The sequence below is a fragment of the Streptomyces sp. NPDC001914 genome (genome assembly GCF_042891215.1).
Classification (GTDB): Bacteria; Actinomycetota; Actinomycetes; order Streptomycetales; family Streptomycetaceae; genus Streptomyces.
Genome location: NZ_JBIASW010000011.1, coordinates 122,673 through 138,746, shown reverse-complemented (window position 1 = coordinate 138,746; position 16,074 = coordinate 122,673). Strand labels below are relative to the sequence as shown.

Below are 16,074 nucleotides of genomic sequence, written 5' to 3'. Positions count from 1 at the left end.
ATGTTCGTCGTCGTGGCCCTGGCGGCGGCGGTCAGGTAACGACCGCCACCGCCGGGCGCAGGCCGCGCACTGCCGGCCGCCGGGGCGAGCACCCCGAGGCCGGCATCCCGAGGCCTAAGCCCGAGCCGAGGCCCGAGGCCGAAGCCCGAGCCGACGTCCCGAGGCCGGAACCCCGAGGGCGGACGCGCTCCCTACCAGGCGAACGCCTCGGGGGACGGGCCCGGACCCGGGAAGATCTCGTCGAGCCCCTCCAGGACCTCCTTCGACAGCTCCAGCTCGACCGCGCGCAGCGCCGATTCGAGCTGCTGCGCGGTGCGCGGGCCCACGATGGGTCCGGTGATCCCGGGGCGGGTCAGCAGCCAGGCCAGCGCGGCCTCTCCGGGCTCCAGGCCGTGCTTCTCCAGCAGATCCTCGTACGCCTGGATCTGGGCGCGTACGGCCGTGTCGGCGAGGGCGTCGGCGGCCCGGCCGCTCGCCCGGCGGCCGCCCTCGACCTCCTTCTTGATCACACCGCCCAGCAGTCCGCCGTGCAGCGGCGACCAGGGGATGACACCGAGCCCGTACTCCTCGGCGGCCGGGATGACCTCCATCTCGGCGCGGCGCTCGGCGAGGTTGTAGAGGCACTGCTCGCTGACCAGGCCGATGGTCCCGCCGCGGCGGGCGGCGATCTCGTTGGCCTGGGCGATCTTGTAGCCGGGGAAGTTGCTGGACCCGACGTAGAGGATCTTCCCCTGCCGCACCAGGACGTCGACGGCCTGCCAGATCTCCTCGAAGGGGGTGGACCGGTCGACGTGGTGGAACTGGTAGATGTCGATGTAGTCGGTCTGGAGCCGCTTCAGGCTCGCCTCGACCGAGCGCCGGATGTTCAGGGCGGAGAGCTTGTCGTGGTTGGGCCACGGGTCGCCCTCGGCGCCCATGTTCGCGTACATCTTGGTGGCGAGGACCGTCCGGTCCCGGCGGTCGCCGCCCTGGGCGAACCAGTTGCCGATGATCGATTCCGTACGGCCCTTGTTCTCGCCCCAGCCGTACACGTTCGCGGTGTCGACGTAGTTGATCCCCGCGTCCAGCGCCGCGTCCATGATCGCGTGGCTGTCGGTCTCGTCTGTCTGCGGGCCGAAGTTCATGGTGCCGAGGACGAGCCGGCTGACCTTGAGCCCCGTGCGTCCGAGCTGTGTGTACTTCATGGTTCACCAGCCAACGGCGTGGAGTGCGCTCTAGGCAAGGGCGGGCCGGACGGCCGCGCGGGAGGGGGCCGGGGGTGGCCGGCGCCGGCCGCGCGGGCGAGGGCCGGACGCGGCGGTCAGGCGGGCCCGGCCGTGTAGGGCTCGCCCAGGTCCCAGGCCTGGTGCATCGCCTCCGCGAAACCCTCCGCGATCTTGTGCTCTCCGCTCGCGTTCGGGTGGGTGCCGTCGTAGGTGTCGAAGGCGATGTCGTACGAGGCGGGCGGGGACGCGAGCAGCAGCGGGGAGCGCGCCTCGTCGAGGTCGGCGACCGTCTTGGCGAGGAGTTCGTTGAAGGCGGCCACCTCGGCGGCGAAAAGGGCGTCGTCCTGGGCGCGGACGTTCGGTATCACCGGGAGCAGGACCATGCGGACGCGCGGGTTCGCGGCGCGGGCCTCCGCGACGAAGACGCGGACGTTGTCGGCCGTCTGGACGGCGTTGGTGTAGAAGCCGAGGTCGATGAGGCCGAGCGAGACCAGCAGGACGTCGGCGCGCTCCGCGCGGACCGCCTCGCGGATCAGGGGGGCCATGTGCAGCCAGCCCTCGCCCCAGCCGGCCAGGTGGGCGCGGGGGAACTCCGGGTCCGCGTACTCGTAGGAGTCGGCGGAGCCGGTCGCCTTGTCGTGGAGCGTCTCGCGCGGGCCGACGATCTTGAACGGGCCCCCGCAGGTCGCGCGCAGGTGCTGCCACATCCGGTAACGCCACGTGTGTTCGCCCGCGCTACCGATCGTCATGGAGTCGCCGACGGGCATGAACCTGAGCATCCGATCATCATGGACGATCGCCCCAGGCGCCACGGGCCCCGGCGGTGTGAGGCTGGACACGCCCCCGCGCGGCCCGGCGCGCCGCGCGGGTCCGGGCGGGGCGCCGGGCCGGGATGCGCGGGTCCGAGGGGCGGGCGGCGACGTGAACGGGCCGGTGGGATGGCAGGCTTGGGCCATGCGCCGATCCCACTCGTTCGTGTCCGGAGCCGCCGCCGGAGCCCTTGCCGGAGCGGCCCTCGTCCTCGCCCTGGCGGCGCCCGCCCTCGCCGACGGCGGGGACGGGGGATTCACCATCAAGGACCCCCGGATCAAGGAATCCAGCGGACTGGCCGCCTCGCGCATCCACCCGGGCGTCTACTGGACCCACAACGACAGCGACGACGGGCCGTACCTGTACGCGGTCGACAGCCGTACGGGCGAGACCGTCGCCAGGATCACCATGAGCGGGGTCGGCGCGCCCCGGGACGTCGAGGCGATCTCCCTGGGTCCCGACGGCGACCTGTACGTCGGCGACATCGGCGACAACCTCGGCGGCAAGTGGGACCACGTGTGGATCTACAAGCTCCCCGAGCCGAAGGTGCTCAAGGACCAGACGGTCCGCGCCACCCAGTACGACGTGAAGTACTCGGACGGCCCCCGCAACGCGGAGGCGCTGATGGTGCATCCCAAGACGGGGCGCGTCTACATCGCCGACAAGGACGAGGACGGCGGCCACCTCTACGAAGGTCCCGCCGAGCTCTCCGCCGGCTCGACCAACGTCTTCAAGCCGGTGGCCACCATCGACCTGTGGGTCACCGACGGCGCGTTCTCCCCCGACGGCCGGCAGCTCGCCGTGCGCGGCTACTTCGGCGGCATCGCCTACGCCTGGAACGACGGGCGGATCAAACGTCAGGAGCGCCTGAACGTGCCCCTCCAGGGCCAGGGCGAGTCGATCACCTACACGCCCGACGGATCGAAGCTCATGTACGGCAGCGAGGGCGCGGACAGCGCCGTGGAGCCGGAGGACGCGCCGGGCGCCTCGGGGTCGGGCTCCAACTCGTCTTCCAAGGAGGGTGGTTCGGCCGCCGGGGGCGGCAGCGGTGACGGGATGGACGGCGAGGTGAAGATCGGCGCCATCGCGGTCGCGGCCCTGTTCGCCGTGGTGTTCGGCTTCAGGCGGCTGCGCCGCCGCTGAGCCGCGGTCATGGCCCGCAGTGCCGCTGAGCCGCGGTCATGGCCCGCAGTGCCGCTGAGCCGCGGTCACGGGCCGCAGGTACGGCCGAGGGCGCCCGGCGGTCCCCGCGCACGGCGAAGGGGCGCCCCGCACTCGCGTGCCGGACGCCCCTCGGTCGCCGTCGTGCGGTTACAGCTTCTCGATCACGTGGTCGATGCAGCGCGTCAGCGCCTCGACGTCCGCCGGGTCGATCGCCGGGAACATGGCGACGCGGAGCTGGTTGCGGCCGAGCTTGCGGTACGGCTCGGTGTCGACGATGCCGTTGGCGCGCAGGACCTTGGCGATCGCGGCGGCGTCGATCTCGTCGGCGAAGTCGATCGTGCCGATGACCTGCGAGCGCTTGGCCGCGTCCGTCACGAACGGGGTGGCGTACTTGCTGTCCTCGGCCCAGCGGTACAGGCGCGTCGAGGAGTCCTTCGTGCGGGCCGCGGACCAGGCGAGGCCGCCCTGGCCGTTGATCCACTCCAGCTGCTCGTTGAGCAGGAAGAGCGTGGCCAGCGCCGGGGTGTTGTACGTCTGGTTCTTGCGGGAGTTGTCGATCGCCGTGGGCAGCGAGAAGAACTCCGGGATGTGCCGGCCGGAGGCGTGGATGCGCTCGGCGCGCTCGATCGCCGCCGGGGAGAACACACCGATCCACAGGCCGCCGTCGGAGGCGAAGGACTTCTGCGGGGCGAAGTAGTAGACGTCGGTCTCGGCGATGTCGACGGGCAGGCCGCCGGCGCCGGAGGTGGCGTCCACCAGGACGAGGGCGCCCTCGTCGGCGCCCGCGACCCGCTTGATCGGGGCGGCGACACCGGTCGAGGTCTCGTTGTGGGTGAAGGCGTAGACGTCGGCGCCCGCCTCGGCGACCGGCTCGGGGTGCGTGCCCGGGTCGGAGGAGACCACGGTCGGCTCGGCGAGCCACGGGGCGAGCTTGGCGGCCTTGGCGAACTTGGAGGAGAACTCGCCGAACGTGAGGTGCTGCGACTTGTTCTCGATCAGGCCGTGCGTCGCGACGTCCCAGAACGCGGTGGAGCCGCCGTTGCCGAGGACGACCTCGTACCCGTCGGGCAGGGAGAACAGCTCGCGCACGCCCTCGCGCACCTTGCCGACCAGGTTCTTGACCGGGGCCTGGCGGTGGGATGTGCCGAGCAGGGAGGCGCCGGTCGCGGCCAGCGCGTCCAGTGCCTCCGTCCGCACCTTGGAGGGGCCGGCGCCGAATCGTCCGTCGGCGGGCTTGAGGTCAGCGGGGATCTGGATATCAGCCACGCCTGGAGCCTAGCCGTTCCGGGAAACCTCGGTGAAACGTCGTCCGTCGGCTGAGACGGCGCGTGTTGACGGGGCGTGGTGCGGGCGCGGCCGCCGGAGGGGCCGTGGCGGCTCCTCCGGCGGCCCGCGGGTCACGCCCGGTCAGTTCACTCGGCGGTGAGCCGGACCGGCAGCTCGAACAGGTCGTTCTGCGTCACCACCGGCTTGTTGCGCAGTTCCGACACCGGGACGGCCAGGTCCAGGGACGGGAAGCGCTCGTACAGCGCGGGCAGGGCGACGCCCGCCTCCAGCCGGGACAGGGCCGCGCCGGGGCAGACGTGGGGTCCGTGGCCGAAGGAGATGTGCCGGTTCTTGCTCGTGCGGCTGATGTCGAACTCGCCCGCGGTGGGCCCGTGGGCGTTCTCGTCGCGGCCGATCGCCCCGTACGACACGATGAGCGCGTCGCCCGCCGGGATCACCTTGTCGCCGACCGGGACGTCCTCCGTGGCGAAGCGGATGAGGACGTGCGAGGTCGGGGTGGCGTAGCGCAGGGTCTCCTCGACGACCGCGGACCAGTCCGCCTCGCCGGACAGGACGAGGGCGCGCTGGTCGGGGTGTGCGGACAGGTTGACGACCGCGTTGACGATGAGGGAGATCGTCGTCTCGTGACCGGCCGCGACCATGAGCTGGAGGGTCGAGACGATCTCGGCGTCGGTGAGGTGGTCGCCGTCCTCGGAGGCCAGGATCAGCGCGCTGGTCAGGTCGTCGCCCGGCTCGGCACGCTTGGCCGCCACCGTCTCCGCCATGATCCCGGCCAGCTCGGTGAGGGTCGCGATGACCTCGGCGGGCGGGGTCTGCGTCGAGAAGAACTTCTCGAACAGCTCCTTGAGGCGCGGCAGCCGGGACTCGTCGATGCCCATGAGGTCGGCGACGACGTACATGGGCAGGGGGTAGGCGAAGTCGGCCTTCAGGTCGACGACGTCACCGGTGAGGTTGTCGAGCAGACTTTCCGTCAGCTTCGCGATCCGCTCCCGCATCTGCTCCACCCGGCGCGGGGTCAGCGCCTGTGCCACCAGGGTGCGCATCCGCCGGTGGTCGGCGCCGTCCACGGTGAGCATGGAGCGGCCGGGGTTGGCGAGGCCGATCAGCGGCCAGTCGGGGGCGATCTCGCCGCGCTGCCAGGCGCCCCAGACGTTGATGTCCTTCACCAGGCGGGGGTCCGTGAGCAGGGCGCGCGCCTCGGCGTGGTGGGTGACCGCCCACACCGGGACACCGCCGGGCAGTTCGACGGCGGCGAGCGGCCCGGCGGCACGCAGCGCGGCGCTCTCGCCGTCGAGGTCGGCGACGAAGGGGTCCAGGGCTATGCGGGTCTCTTCGGTACCGGTGGTCATGCGGGGGTGCCTCCAAGGGCTGGGGTGGGGTGAAGCGTTTTCCCCGGGGCATGGGGACAGCCCCGGGACCCGGCCGGACGAGGGGTGTGCCGGCCGGGTGGCGAGGGGGGTCTCAGAGGACGGGTACGGGCGTGAACCGCACGGGCAGTTCGTTCAGTCCCCGCAGCCACGGGGAGGGGCGCCGGGTCAGTGTCTCGGCGGGCACGGCCAGGTCGATGTCAGGCAGCCGGTCCAGGACGACCTCGATGCCGGTCCGCGCGATGACCTCGGCGACCTCCTGGGCCGGGAACGGGCAGCGGTGCTCCCCGTGGCCGAAGGAGAAGTGGGCGTTGTTGCCGCCGGTGAGCGCGGAGCTGTCGGTGCGGACCTGGGGGTCGGAGTTGGCGCCCTGGAGACCGAGCAGCAGCAGGTCGCCGGAGCGGATCCGGCGGCCGCCGAGCTGGGTGTCGCGGGAGGCCCAGCGTCCGGCCACGTTCTGGGTCGGCGTGTCCTCCCACAGGACCTCGTTCATGGCCTCGGCGACGCTGTGCCGGCCGCCGAACAGGGAGGCAGCGAACCGGTCGTCGGTGAGCATCAGCCGCAGCGAGTTGCCGATCCAGTCGGCCGTCGGCTGGTGGCCGGCGGCCATCATGACCATGAGGTCCTGGACGATCTCCATGGCGTCGAAGCCCGCGGTGTTCGCGAGCATCCGCGAGACGACGTCGTCGGCGGGCTTCTCCGTGCGGTCCGCGATCAACCCGGCCATGGAGGAGGCCAGATGCTGCTGTCCGGCCAGCGCGCCCTCGCGCCCGTTGATCATGTCGTTCAGGGCGGTGACCAGTCCGGGGCCCTGCTCGTCCGAGAAGCCGTAGAGCGTCGCGAGGACCCGTACGGGCAGCAGGGCCGCGTAGTCGCCGATGAGGTCCGTCTCGCCCTTGGGGCAGATCGCGTCGATCAGCTCGTCGGCGAACTTCTCGGCCTGGGAGCGCAGTTCGAAGGGGTCGACGGCTTCGAGAGCGTCGCTGATCATCGCGGCGCGCTCGCGGTGGCGCTCTCCGACGGTGTACAGGATGGAGGGCTGCCTGCGGCCGATCATCGGCAGCAGCGGCCAGTCGTCGGGGATGCGGTCCCACTGGCTCCACAGCTCCGAGTCCCGGCTGAAGAGCTGGGGGTCGCCGGTGACCTGGTGCAGTTCGCGGTAGCCGAGCACGAGCCAGGCCGGGATGTCGCCGTCGAGGACGACGGGCACGACGGAGCCGTGGTCGCGCCGCATCTCCCGGTACAGCTCGGCGGGTTCGGTCTGGAACCGCGGTCCGCCGAGGGGGACGGGCGCGGTGGTGGGGGCGGAGGTCACAGCGCGGGCTCCGGTGAGTGAAGGGCGCCTTCCGCGGCCGCGGCGCCGTGACGGGCGTACAGGGACTGGAGGTGCTCCACCAGCGTGATCAGCACCTGCTTGCTGGACTCCCGGGAGCGGGCGTCGCAGTCGAGCAGCGGTACGTGGGGGTCGAGGTCGAGGGCCTCGCGGATCTGCGCGGGGGTGTGCGCGGGGCCGCCGAAGTCGTTGCAGGCCACGATGAAGGGCGTGCCGTGGTGCTCCAGCCGGTCGATGGCGTACCAGGACTCGTCGATGCGGCGGGTGTCGACCAGGACGATCGCCCCGAGCGTCCCGGAGAACAGCCGGTCCCACAGGAACCAGAACCGCTCCTGGCCGGGCGCGCCGAACAGGTACAGGATGTTGTGCGTGTCCAGCGTGATGCGTCCGAAGTCGAAGGCGACGGTGGTCGCGGACTTGCCGCGCACCTCGCTGATGTCGTCGACGCTCTCGCCGGCCTGCGTCATCGTCTCCTCGGTGTTGAGGGGACGGATCTCGCTGACCGAGCGGACGAGGGTCGTCTTGCCGACACCGAAGCCGCCCACGATCACGATCTTGAGGCCGTTGTCGGCCGACGCGGACAGGGGCGCACGAGCGTCAGAGGTTACGGAGTCCAACGAGCACCTGCTCCAGGATGTCGGGATCGGGAAGACCGGAGGGAACAGTGGTGTGCGGGTGACGGGCGCTGACCCGGCCCGTGGAGAGCAGGTCGGACAGCAGGACGCGGGTGATCGACACCGGCAGGCTCAGCTCCGCCGCGATCTCCACGACCGCCGTCGGCCGCTCGCACATCCGCAGGATCGCGGCGTGCTCGGACTGCATGCCCACCGCCGGATCGCACTCGGCGACCACCAGGGTCACGAGGTCGAAGGGGGTGTCGGGGCCCGACCGGGTGCGCCCTCCTGTGAGGGTGTAGAGCCGGTCGGGTGCGTCGTCCCTGCCAGGACGGCTCATGACGAGCGGGGCGGCGCGGTCAGGTACTCGCCGAGCTGTTCCACCAGTTCGCTCATGTTGTGGCCCACCAGTCCGGCATCGGCGTCCTCGGCGGTGACGACGGCGAGGTGAGCGCCGTCACCGGCCTCCACGATGAACAGCACCCCTCCGTAGAACTCGGCCATCGCCGAGCGCACGCCGCCGCTGCCGTCGCCGAACTCCACGGAGGCGCCGTGGGACAGCGACTGGATGCCGGCGGCGATGGCGGCGAGCTGGTCGGCCTGGTCGACCGACAGCTCCGGGGTGCGGCACAGCTTCAGTCCGTCGCGGGAGAGCACGAGCGCGTGCCGTGCGCCCGGGGTGCGCTCAAGGAGACCCTCGATGAGCCAGGTGAGCTTCTCGTCGGCGGTGATGGTGCCGGTCATGAAGTGGTGTCGCCTTCCGGGAGCGGGTGCGCGGTGGGGGTCGTGGTGGGGGGACTGGTCGTTGCCGATGCGTGGTCCTCGGCCCGTGCCGGTGTCTTGGCCGGGGCCGGGTCGCCGGCCTCCGCGGGTTCCGGCGCCGTGCCGCGTACCGCCTGGCGGAAGGTGCCGAAGCGGGCGGCCGGCCGGTTCTTGGGGTCGTCGCCGGTACGGGGCTCGGGGGCGGCGGCGCGTTCGGCGTGCGAGCGGCTGCGCTCGGCGTGCGCGAGGGTGCGTCCGCGGCGGCGCTTGGGCAGGCCGCCGGTGGCCGCGAGGCCCTGCTCGTGCCGGGGCGAGTCGTGGGTCGGGACGGGGTCCGGGTCGAGATCGCCGGCCGCGCGGGCGGCGGCGTAGGACACGGGGGACGCCGGAGAGGCCGGGGACTCGGCGGATTCCGCGGGTGTACGGGACTCCTGCGGGTCCGGCGCCGTCACGGGCTCCGGCGTTCCGGTGCCGTCCGGCCGCGTCGGCGCGGACGTGTGGCCGTCGACGGCGGTCGGGGCGGAGGAGACCGCCTCGGGGCCGGCGGGCGGCGGGGCCGTGGTGAGGGGGGCGTTCAGCTGCGTGAGGATGTCCTGCGGGATCAGGACCAGCACGCCGGTGCCGCCGCGGGCGGAGGGCCGGAAGGACACCTTCAGACCGTGCTTGCGGGCCAGCCGGCCGACCACCGCGAGACCGAGGCGGGTGCCGGTGAGGCCGCCGAGACCGGCCGGGCCCACCGCCTCCCCGGAGACGGCGCGTTCGGCGCGCCGCAGCGGCACGTCGCCCATGACCAGGCCGCTGTCCTCGACGGAGACGATGACACCGGCGGGGACCTCCTCGACGTACACGTGCACTTCGGCGGTGGGCGGCGAGAAGTTGGCGGCGTTGTCGAGGAGTTCGGCGAGCGCGTGCATCACGCCCTCGGCGGCGTGGCCGGCGACGGCGGCCTCGCTGGTGGAGTGGACGCGCACGCGCTGGTAGCCGCCGATGCGGCCCATGGCGCCGCGCAGGATGGACTCCATGACGATCGGCCGGGCCCAGCGGCGTCCCGAGCGGGCGCCGGTCAGCACGGCGACGGAGTCGGCGAGGCGGCCCGCCTGCGCGGTGCGGTGGTCGAGGTGGAGGAGGTCGGCGAGGACGTCCTCGTCGGAGTGCCGCTCCTCCATGGCCCGCAGGTCGGCGAGCATGCCGGTGGAGAGCGCCTGCATGCGGGCCGCCGCGTTGGCGGTCGCGGAGATCGCGGCGGCACGGTCGCCGACGGCCCGCCGGGTGCGCTCGGAGAGTTCGGCGTTGCGCTCGGTGAGCCGGGCGCGGTCCCCGGTGAGCAGGGCCCGCTCCTCGGCGAACTGCTCGGTGAGGCGGGCGCGTTCGCGCTCGGCCGTCTCGGTCAGACGGATCCGTTCCTGGGCGGCGGCCTCGGCGGCGCGGGCGCGTTCGCGGGCGCTCTCGTCGGCGAGCCGGGCCCGCTCCTGGCCGAACTCCTCGGCCAGCCGGGCGCGTTCCTGCAGGAGCCGGCCGGCGTCCTTGGTCACGCCGTCGAGGCGCCGGAGCGCGATGCGTTTCGCCTGCACCGCGTGGGCGGCCACCGCGACGGCGGCGCACAGCAGCAACGCGGCGGCGCCGCTGCCCCAGGCGAGGGGCACGCGGGCGGGCTCGGGGGCCAGCAGGACGGCGGCCACCACCGCGGCGGCGGCCGGGACGGCGGCGGTCAGCGCGGCTTTCGCCGTGGCGCGCGGGGTGGGTCGTTCGCCGGAGGGCTGGGGCGGGGTCATCAATCGGTCCTCGGTCGTGTTCCTGGGGGGAGAACGTGTCCTCGGTCGTGTCCTCGGTCGGTCCTGGGCGAGAAGCGACACATGATGCTCAAGTCGCCGTCACTATATGAGAGTTCGTGATCCGATTGGGAAGCTTCGAAAAGCGGTTTCATGATCGCCCCCGCATATCGGGGCCTTTCGGGTGCGCGGCCGGAGGGCCGCTGCCGAAGCCCGGCGGCATCCTGGAGACATGACGGATCTGGGTGGACGGCCGGAAGGAAGCCCCGGGGGGAATCCCGGCGGGCGGGCCGGGGGCGAGCCGGGCGGGCGGTCCCGGCGGCGAGGCCGGGGACGGAACCCCGGACGACTCGGCGGGCTGTCGGGGGAGGGGCCGGACGGACTCCTGGCCGGGAAGCCCGAGGAGCCGGACGGCCGGCTCAGGTCCGACCTCGTGGGCGCCGTGCGCGGCGAGGTCTCCTTCGACGTGACGGCACGGGCGCTGACCACCATGGACGCCTCCAACTACCGGCGCGTACCGCTCGGCGTGGTGGCCCCGCGGGACGCCGACGACGTGGCCGCCGCGCTCGCCGTGTGCCGCGAGCACGCGGTGCCGGTCGTGGCGCGCGGCGGCGGCACCTCGATCGCCGGGCAGGCCACGGGCACCGGGGTCGTCCTGGACTTCACCCGCCACATGAACCGGATCCTCGCGGTGGACCCGGAGGCCCGTACGGCCGTCGTCCAGCCCGGTGCCGTCCTCGACCGCCTCCAGGAGGCCGCGGCCCCGCACGGCCTGCGTTTCGGCCCCGACCCCTCCACGCACAGCCGCTGCACCCTCGGCGGGATGATCGGCAACAACTCCTGCGGCTCCCACTCGGTCGCCTGGGGCACCACGGCCGACAACGTACGGGAGATCACCGTCGTCGGCGCGGCCGGTGACACCCGCCGCCTCGGCCGTGCCTGGCAGGGCGCACCGGACGGCCTGAAAGCCCTGGTGGAGGGCGAGTTGGCGCTGCTGCGGACCGGTTTCCCCGAGCTTCCGCGGCGGATCTCCGGATACGCCCTCGACGCGCTGCTGCCCGAGCGCGGCGCGGACGTGGCCCGCGCGTTCTGCGGCTCCGAGGGCACCTGGGGCCTGCTCACCGAGGCGGTCGTACGCCTGGTCGAGGCACCCCGCGCCCGGGCCCTCGCCGTCCTCGCCTACCCCGACGAGAGCGCCGCCGCCGACGCCGCGGCCGGCCTGCTCGGGCACGGGCCGCTGACCGTGGAGGGGATGGCCGCCGATCTCGTGCCCGCCGACGCGGGGCTGCCGCGCGGCGGGGCCTGGCTGTTCGTGGAGACGGGCGGCGGATCGCCGGCCGAGGCACGCGCGAGCGCGGACACGATCGTGCGCGCCGCCGGCGTACGGGACGCGCTCGTGGTCACCGACCCGGCGGGGCAACGGGCGCTGTGGCGGCTGCGGGAGGACGCGAGCGGCACGGCGACCCGGATGCCGTACGCGGGCGACGGCGCCCCGGCCGGCCGGGGCCGCGGGCTCGGCGGCGAGGCCTGGCCCGGCTGGGAGGACTGCGCGGTCCCGCCCGCCCGGCTCGGCGCCTATCTGCGCGACTTCCGCGCCCTGCTCGCCGCCCACGGCCTGCACGGCACCCCGTACGGGCACTTCGGCGACGGCTGCATCCACGTCCGGATCGACTTCGACCTGATCTCCCCGGCGGGCGTGGCCCGCTTCCGGCGCTTCTCCGAGGAGGCCGCCCGCCTCGTCGTCTCCCACGGGGGCTCCCTGTCCGGCGAGCACGGGGACGGGCAGGCCCGGGCCGAACTGCTGCCGGCCATGTACGGCGCCGACATGGTCCGCCTCTTCGAACAGGCCAAGGACCTCTGGGATCCGCGCGACCTGCTCAACCCCGGCATGCTCGTGCGCCCGCACCGGCTGGACGAGAACCTGCGCTTCGCGGTGCTGCCGCACCGCCCCGTCGACGTGGAGTTCGGCTATCCGGCGGACGGCGGGGACTTCTCGGCGGCGGTGCGCCGCTGTGTGGGCGTCGCCAAGTGCCGTACGGCATCGGCGCAGGGCGGCGACGGGGTCATGTGCCCCTCCTTCCGGGCGACCGGCGAGGAGGCGCACTCCACACGCGGGCGGGCCAGGCTGCTGCACGAGATGCTCGCCGGCGAGATCGTCACCGACGGGTGGCGCTCGACGGAGGTCCGCGACGCGCTGGACCTGTGCCTGTCGTGCAAGGGCTGCCGGTCCGACTGCCCCGTCGGCGTCGACATGGCCACGTACAAGGCGGAGTTCCTCCACCACCACTACGCCGGCCGCCGGCGCCCCGCCGCGCACTACGCGCTGGGCCGGCTCCCCTTCTGGCTCGCGGCCGTGACCCGCACCCGCTCGGCCCGGCTCGTCAACTCCCTGATGTCCCTGCCCCTGTTGGCCGCCGCGGCCAAGCGCCTGGCCGGTGTCGCACCCGCACGGGAGATCCCGCGGCTGGCACCGGAGACGTTCAGCCAGTGGTGGTCGGCCCGGTTCCGGGACCGGGCACGGGCGTACGTGCGCGAACGGCGCCGGGGCGCGACGGAGGCACCGGGCGGACCGGACGCCCCGGGCGGTCCGGGCGGTCCGGGCGGGGCGGAGCGTGAGGGGCGGCGGCCCCCGGCCGGACTGTTCCCCGGGTTCGGGGACAGGACGGTCCTCCTGTGGCCCGACACCTTCACCGAACACCTGGAACCCTCCGTCGGCCGTGCCGCCGTACGGGTCCTGGAGGCCGCCGGACTGGCGGTCCTGCTGCCGCCGAGGACGGTGTGGCGCCACGGGCCCGTCGGCGACGGGGTCACCAGGGGCCCCCTCCGCCCGGGCCTGCTCCTCCCGCGCCGCCGGCACCGCGTCTGCTGCGGACTGACGTACGTCTCGACCGGCCAGCTCGACCGCGCCCGCGCCGTCCTGCGCCGCACCCTCGACCTCATGGAGCCCTACCTCGCCATGGACGGCCTCCCGGTCGTCGTGCTGGAGCCGAGCTGCGCCGCGGCCCTGCGCACGGACCTGCCCGAACTGCTGCCCGGCGACCCGCGCGCGACGCGCCTCGCCGCCGCGGTGGTGACCTTCGCGGAGGCACTGGAACGCCACGCGCCGGACTGGACCCCGCCCCGCCTGGACCGCCCGGCGGTGGGCCAGACGCACTGCCACCAGCACGCGGTCCTCGGCGACGGGGCCGAACGCCGGCTGCGCGAGGCGGCGGGCCTGAGAGGCGCCCTCGCCGGCGGCTGCTGCGGACTCGCGGGCAACTTCGGCTTCGAGCGGGGCCACGAGGAGGTGTCGCGGGCCTGCGCGGAGGAACAGCTCCTCCCGGCGGTCCGGGCGGCCGGCGACACCGCCGTGGTCCTCGCCGACGGCTTCTCCTGCCGCACCCAGCTGGCCCAGCTCTCCGGCCGCAGGGGCCGCCACCTGGCGGAGGTCCTGGCACAGGCTCTGGACGCCGGCCCACGGAACGGGGGGCCCGCGGGAACCGCGTAGCTACGCTGGCATTTCACCGGCCGAAGGACTCCGAGGAGCGACCCGCATGACCCTGCGCCTGCAGTCGATCACCCGCGACGAACACCTGGCGTTCGTCCGCTCGCGGCCCTCGGCCAGCCATATGCAGGTGCCGTCCTGGGGGGACGTGAAGCCGGACTGGCGTGCGGAGAGCCTCGGCTGGTTCGACGCCGACGGCCGCCTTCGAGGGGCCGGTCTCGTGCTGCTGCGCCCGCTGCCGAAGGTCAGGCGGTACCTGGCGTATCTGCCGGAGGGGCCCGTCATCGACTGGCACGACCCGGACCTCGCCGAACGCTGGCTGCGGCCGATGGTCGCGCATCTGAAGTCGCGCGGCGCGTTCACCGTGAAGATGGGGCCGCCCGTCGTCGCGCGGCGCTGGAGCGCGGACACCGTGAAGACGGCCATCGCCGATCCCGCGGCGCGGCGCCTCGGCGAGGTGACCGCGACCTCCCACGAGCCGGGCGCCGCGGAGATCGCCGAGCGGCTGCGGGCCATGGGCTGGCAGCGGACCGAGCCGGGCGGCGAGGAGGGCTTCGCGGCCGGCCAGCCGCGCTACGTCTTCCAGGTCCCCTTCGCCGGGCGCTCCCTGGAGGAGATCCACAAGGGCCTCAACCAGCAGTGGCGGCGCAACATCAAGAAGGCCGACAAGGCCGGCGTCGAGGTGGTCAGGGGCGGCTACGACGACCTGCCCGCGTTCTACGAGCTCTACGCGGAGACGGCGGAACGGGACCGGTTCATCCCGCGCCCGCTGCCCTACTTCCAGCGGATGTGGACCTCGCTGACGGCCGAGGACCCCGACCGCATGCGGCTGTACCTCGCCCGCCACGAGGGCGACGTCCTGGCCGCGGCGACCATGCTGACCGTCGGCAGCCACGTCTGGTACTCCTACGGTGCCTCCACCAGCCGCAAGCGCGAGGTCCAGCCCAACAACGCCATCCAGTGGCGCATGATGAGCGACGCCCACGCGCTGGGCGCCGCCGTGTACGACTTCCGCGGCATCACCGACACCCTCGACGAGAGCGACCACCTCGTCGGACTGCTGCGCTTCAAGGCGGGCGCGGGCGGCGAGGCCGCGGAGTACCTCGGGGAGTGGGACCTCCCCATCAACCGGCTGCTGCACAAGGCGCTGGACGTCTACATGTCCCGACGGTGAGGCGGGGCGTCCCGATCCGGGTCTCAGCATGCAGGACAGCTGTATAAGCGGTTCACACTCCTGACGAAGTCCACTACCCTGGACTCGGCAGTACATCGTGATGAACGCCCGACCGAGCCAGCCTCCAGGACCGCCCGTGAGCACCCCCAGCGCCACCACCCCGTCGTCCGCAACCGCCCCCGGGACGGAGCACGTCCCCGTGTCCTCGGGCGGCGCGCCCGGCCGTCTCGGCTCCCTCGGGCCCGTCGGACTGGTGCTGGCCGGGGGGATCTCGGTCCAGTTCGGCGGCGCCCTCGCGGTGACCCTCATGCCCCGGGCCGGCGCGCTCGGCGTGGTCACCCTGCGCCTGCTCGCCGCCGCGGTGATCCTGCTCCTGTTCTGCCGTCCCCGGCTGCGCGGCCACTCGCGCACCGACTGGGGGACGGTCGCCGTCTTCGGCATCGCCATGGGCGCGATGAACGGCCTCTTCTACGAGTCGGTCGCCCGCATCCCCCTCGGCGCCGCCGTCACCCTGGAGGTGCTCGGCCCCCTCGCGCTCTCGGTGTTCGCCTCCCGCCGCGCGGTCAACGCGGTGTGGGCGGGGCTCGCCCTGTGCGGGGTCTTCCTGCTGAGCGGCGGAGGATTCGGCTCACTGGACCCGGTGGGCGTCGCGTTCGCGCTCGGGGCGGGCGCGATGTGGGCGGCGTACATCGTCTTCAGCGCCCGCACGGGCCGCCGGTTCCCGCAGGCCGACGGGCTGGCGCTGGCCATGGCGGTGGCGGCGCTGCTGTTCCTCCCGCTGGGGATCGCCGAGTCCGGCACCCGGCTCCTGGACCCCACCACCGTGGCCCTCGGCTCCGCGGTCGCGGTCCTCTCCTCCGTCCTGCCCTACACCCTCGAACTCCTCGCCCTGCGCCGCCTGCCCGCCTCCACCTTCGCGATCCTCATGAGCCTGGAGCCCGCCATCGCCGCGACAGCGGGCTTCCTCATCCTCGACCAGGCCCTGACCGCCACCCAGGCGGCCGCGATCGCCCTGGTCATCGGCGCGAGCATGGGCGCGGTCCGCACCCAGGTCGGCCGAGGCAAGGCGACCCTCCCGCTCGACGTGCCCTGACCCCACCCCGAA

General features: G+C 73.6%; 13 protein-coding genes. 4 read left to right on the top strand and 9 right to left on the bottom strand.

All coding sequences use genetic code 11. The annotated features are described in order from the left end of the window. Positions 1–191 precede the first annotated feature (191 nt). Together ACFYYF_RS28495 and ACFYYF_RS28490 are read right to left on the bottom strand one after the other, a co-directional pair. Positions 192–1,184: an aldo/keto reductase gene (locus ACFYYF_RS28495; protein WP_388780427.1), complete on the bottom strand. Its 993-nt coding sequence runs from the start codon at positions 1,182–1,184 to the stop codon at positions 192–194. A gap of 116 nt (positions 1,185–1,300) precedes the next feature. Further along, complete coding sequence (locus ACFYYF_RS28490; protein WP_388780426.1) at positions 1,301–1,984, bottom strand: SGNH/GDSL hydrolase family protein; 684 nt, start codon at positions 1,982–1,984, stop codon at positions 1,301–1,303. A 175-nt stretch (positions 1,985–2,159) separates the two neighbouring features. Here ACFYYF_RS28490 and ACFYYF_RS28485 point away from each other — a divergent pair, with 175 nt between their 5' ends. Continuing rightward, positions 2,160–3,158 carry a WD40 repeat domain-containing protein gene (locus ACFYYF_RS28485; RefSeq protein WP_388780425.1) on the top strand — a complete coding sequence of 333 codons (999 nt, stop codon included), beginning with the start codon at positions 2,160–2,162 and terminating at the stop codon, positions 3,156–3,158. A gap of 168 nt (positions 3,159–3,326) precedes the next feature. On the opposite strand, the gene serC is transcribed toward ACFYYF_RS28485, so the two are convergent. From serC to ACFYYF_RS28450, 7 genes are all read right to left on the bottom strand, one after another. Beyond that, positions 3,327–4,445: a phosphoserine transaminase gene (serC, locus tag ACFYYF_RS28480; RefSeq protein WP_388780424.1), complete on the bottom strand. Its 1,119-nt coding sequence runs from the start codon at positions 4,443–4,445 to the stop codon at positions 3,327–3,329. A gap of 146 nt (positions 4,446–4,591) precedes the next feature. Then, positions 4,592–5,815, bottom strand: coding sequence for a cytochrome P450 (locus ACFYYF_RS28475; protein ID WP_365482343.1), 1,224 nt, complete (start codon positions 5,813–5,815; stop codon positions 4,592–4,594). Positions 5,816–5,927: 112 nt separating this feature from the next. After that, positions 5,928–7,148, bottom strand: a complete 1,221-nt coding sequence (locus ACFYYF_RS28470) for a cytochrome P450 (protein ID WP_361678566.1) — start codon at positions 7,146–7,148, stop codon at positions 5,928–5,930. Then, positions 7,145–7,783 (bottom strand): ATP/GTP-binding protein, encoded by a 639-nt coding sequence (locus ACFYYF_RS28465; RefSeq protein WP_388780423.1) that lies wholly within the window; start codon positions 7,781–7,783, stop codon positions 7,145–7,147. The genes ACFYYF_RS28470 and ACFYYF_RS28465 overlap by 4 nt, the downstream gene beginning before the upstream one ends. After that, positions 7,764–8,120 carry a DUF742 domain-containing protein gene (locus tag ACFYYF_RS28460; protein ID WP_388780422.1) on the bottom strand — a complete coding sequence of 119 codons (357 nt, stop codon included), beginning with the start codon at positions 8,118–8,120 and terminating at the stop codon, positions 7,764–7,766. Before ACFYYF_RS28460 ends, ACFYYF_RS28465 begins: the two co-directional genes overlap by 20 nt. After that, on the bottom strand, positions 8,117–8,524 hold the full coding sequence (locus tag ACFYYF_RS28455) for a roadblock/LC7 domain-containing protein (protein WP_361678563.1): 408 nt from the start codon (positions 8,522–8,524) through the stop codon (positions 8,117–8,119). The genes ACFYYF_RS28460 and ACFYYF_RS28455 overlap by 4 nt, the downstream gene beginning before the upstream one ends. Continuing rightward, positions 8,521–10,314 (bottom strand): ATP-binding protein, encoded by a 1,794-nt coding sequence (locus ACFYYF_RS28450; RefSeq protein ID WP_388780421.1) that lies wholly within the window; start codon positions 10,312–10,314, stop codon positions 8,521–8,523. The genes ACFYYF_RS28455 and ACFYYF_RS28450 overlap by 4 nt, the downstream gene beginning before the upstream one ends. Positions 10,315–10,801: 487 nt before the next feature. Between ACFYYF_RS28450 and ACFYYF_RS28445 the strand changes: the two genes are divergently transcribed. From ACFYYF_RS28445 to ACFYYF_RS28435, 3 genes are all read left to right on the top strand, one after another. Continuing rightward, positions 10,802–13,798: an FAD-binding and (Fe-S)-binding domain-containing protein gene (locus ACFYYF_RS28445; RefSeq protein ID WP_388780521.1), complete on the top strand. Its 2,997-nt coding sequence runs from the start codon at positions 10,802–10,804 to the stop codon at positions 13,796–13,798. 46 nt (positions 13,799–13,844) lie between these two features. Next, the gene (locus tag ACFYYF_RS28440) at positions 13,845–14,969 is read left to right on the top strand and encodes a peptidoglycan bridge formation glycyltransferase FemA/FemB family protein (protein ID WP_361678557.1); all 1,125 of its coding nucleotides are present in this window, start codon (positions 13,845–13,847) and stop codon (positions 14,967–14,969) included. Positions 14,970–15,069: 100 nt separating this feature from the next. Further along, positions 15,070–16,062 (top strand): DMT family transporter, encoded by a 993-nt coding sequence (locus ACFYYF_RS28435; protein WP_388780420.1) that lies wholly within the window; start codon positions 15,070–15,072, stop codon positions 16,060–16,062. Positions 16,063–16,074: the final 12 nt, after the last annotated feature.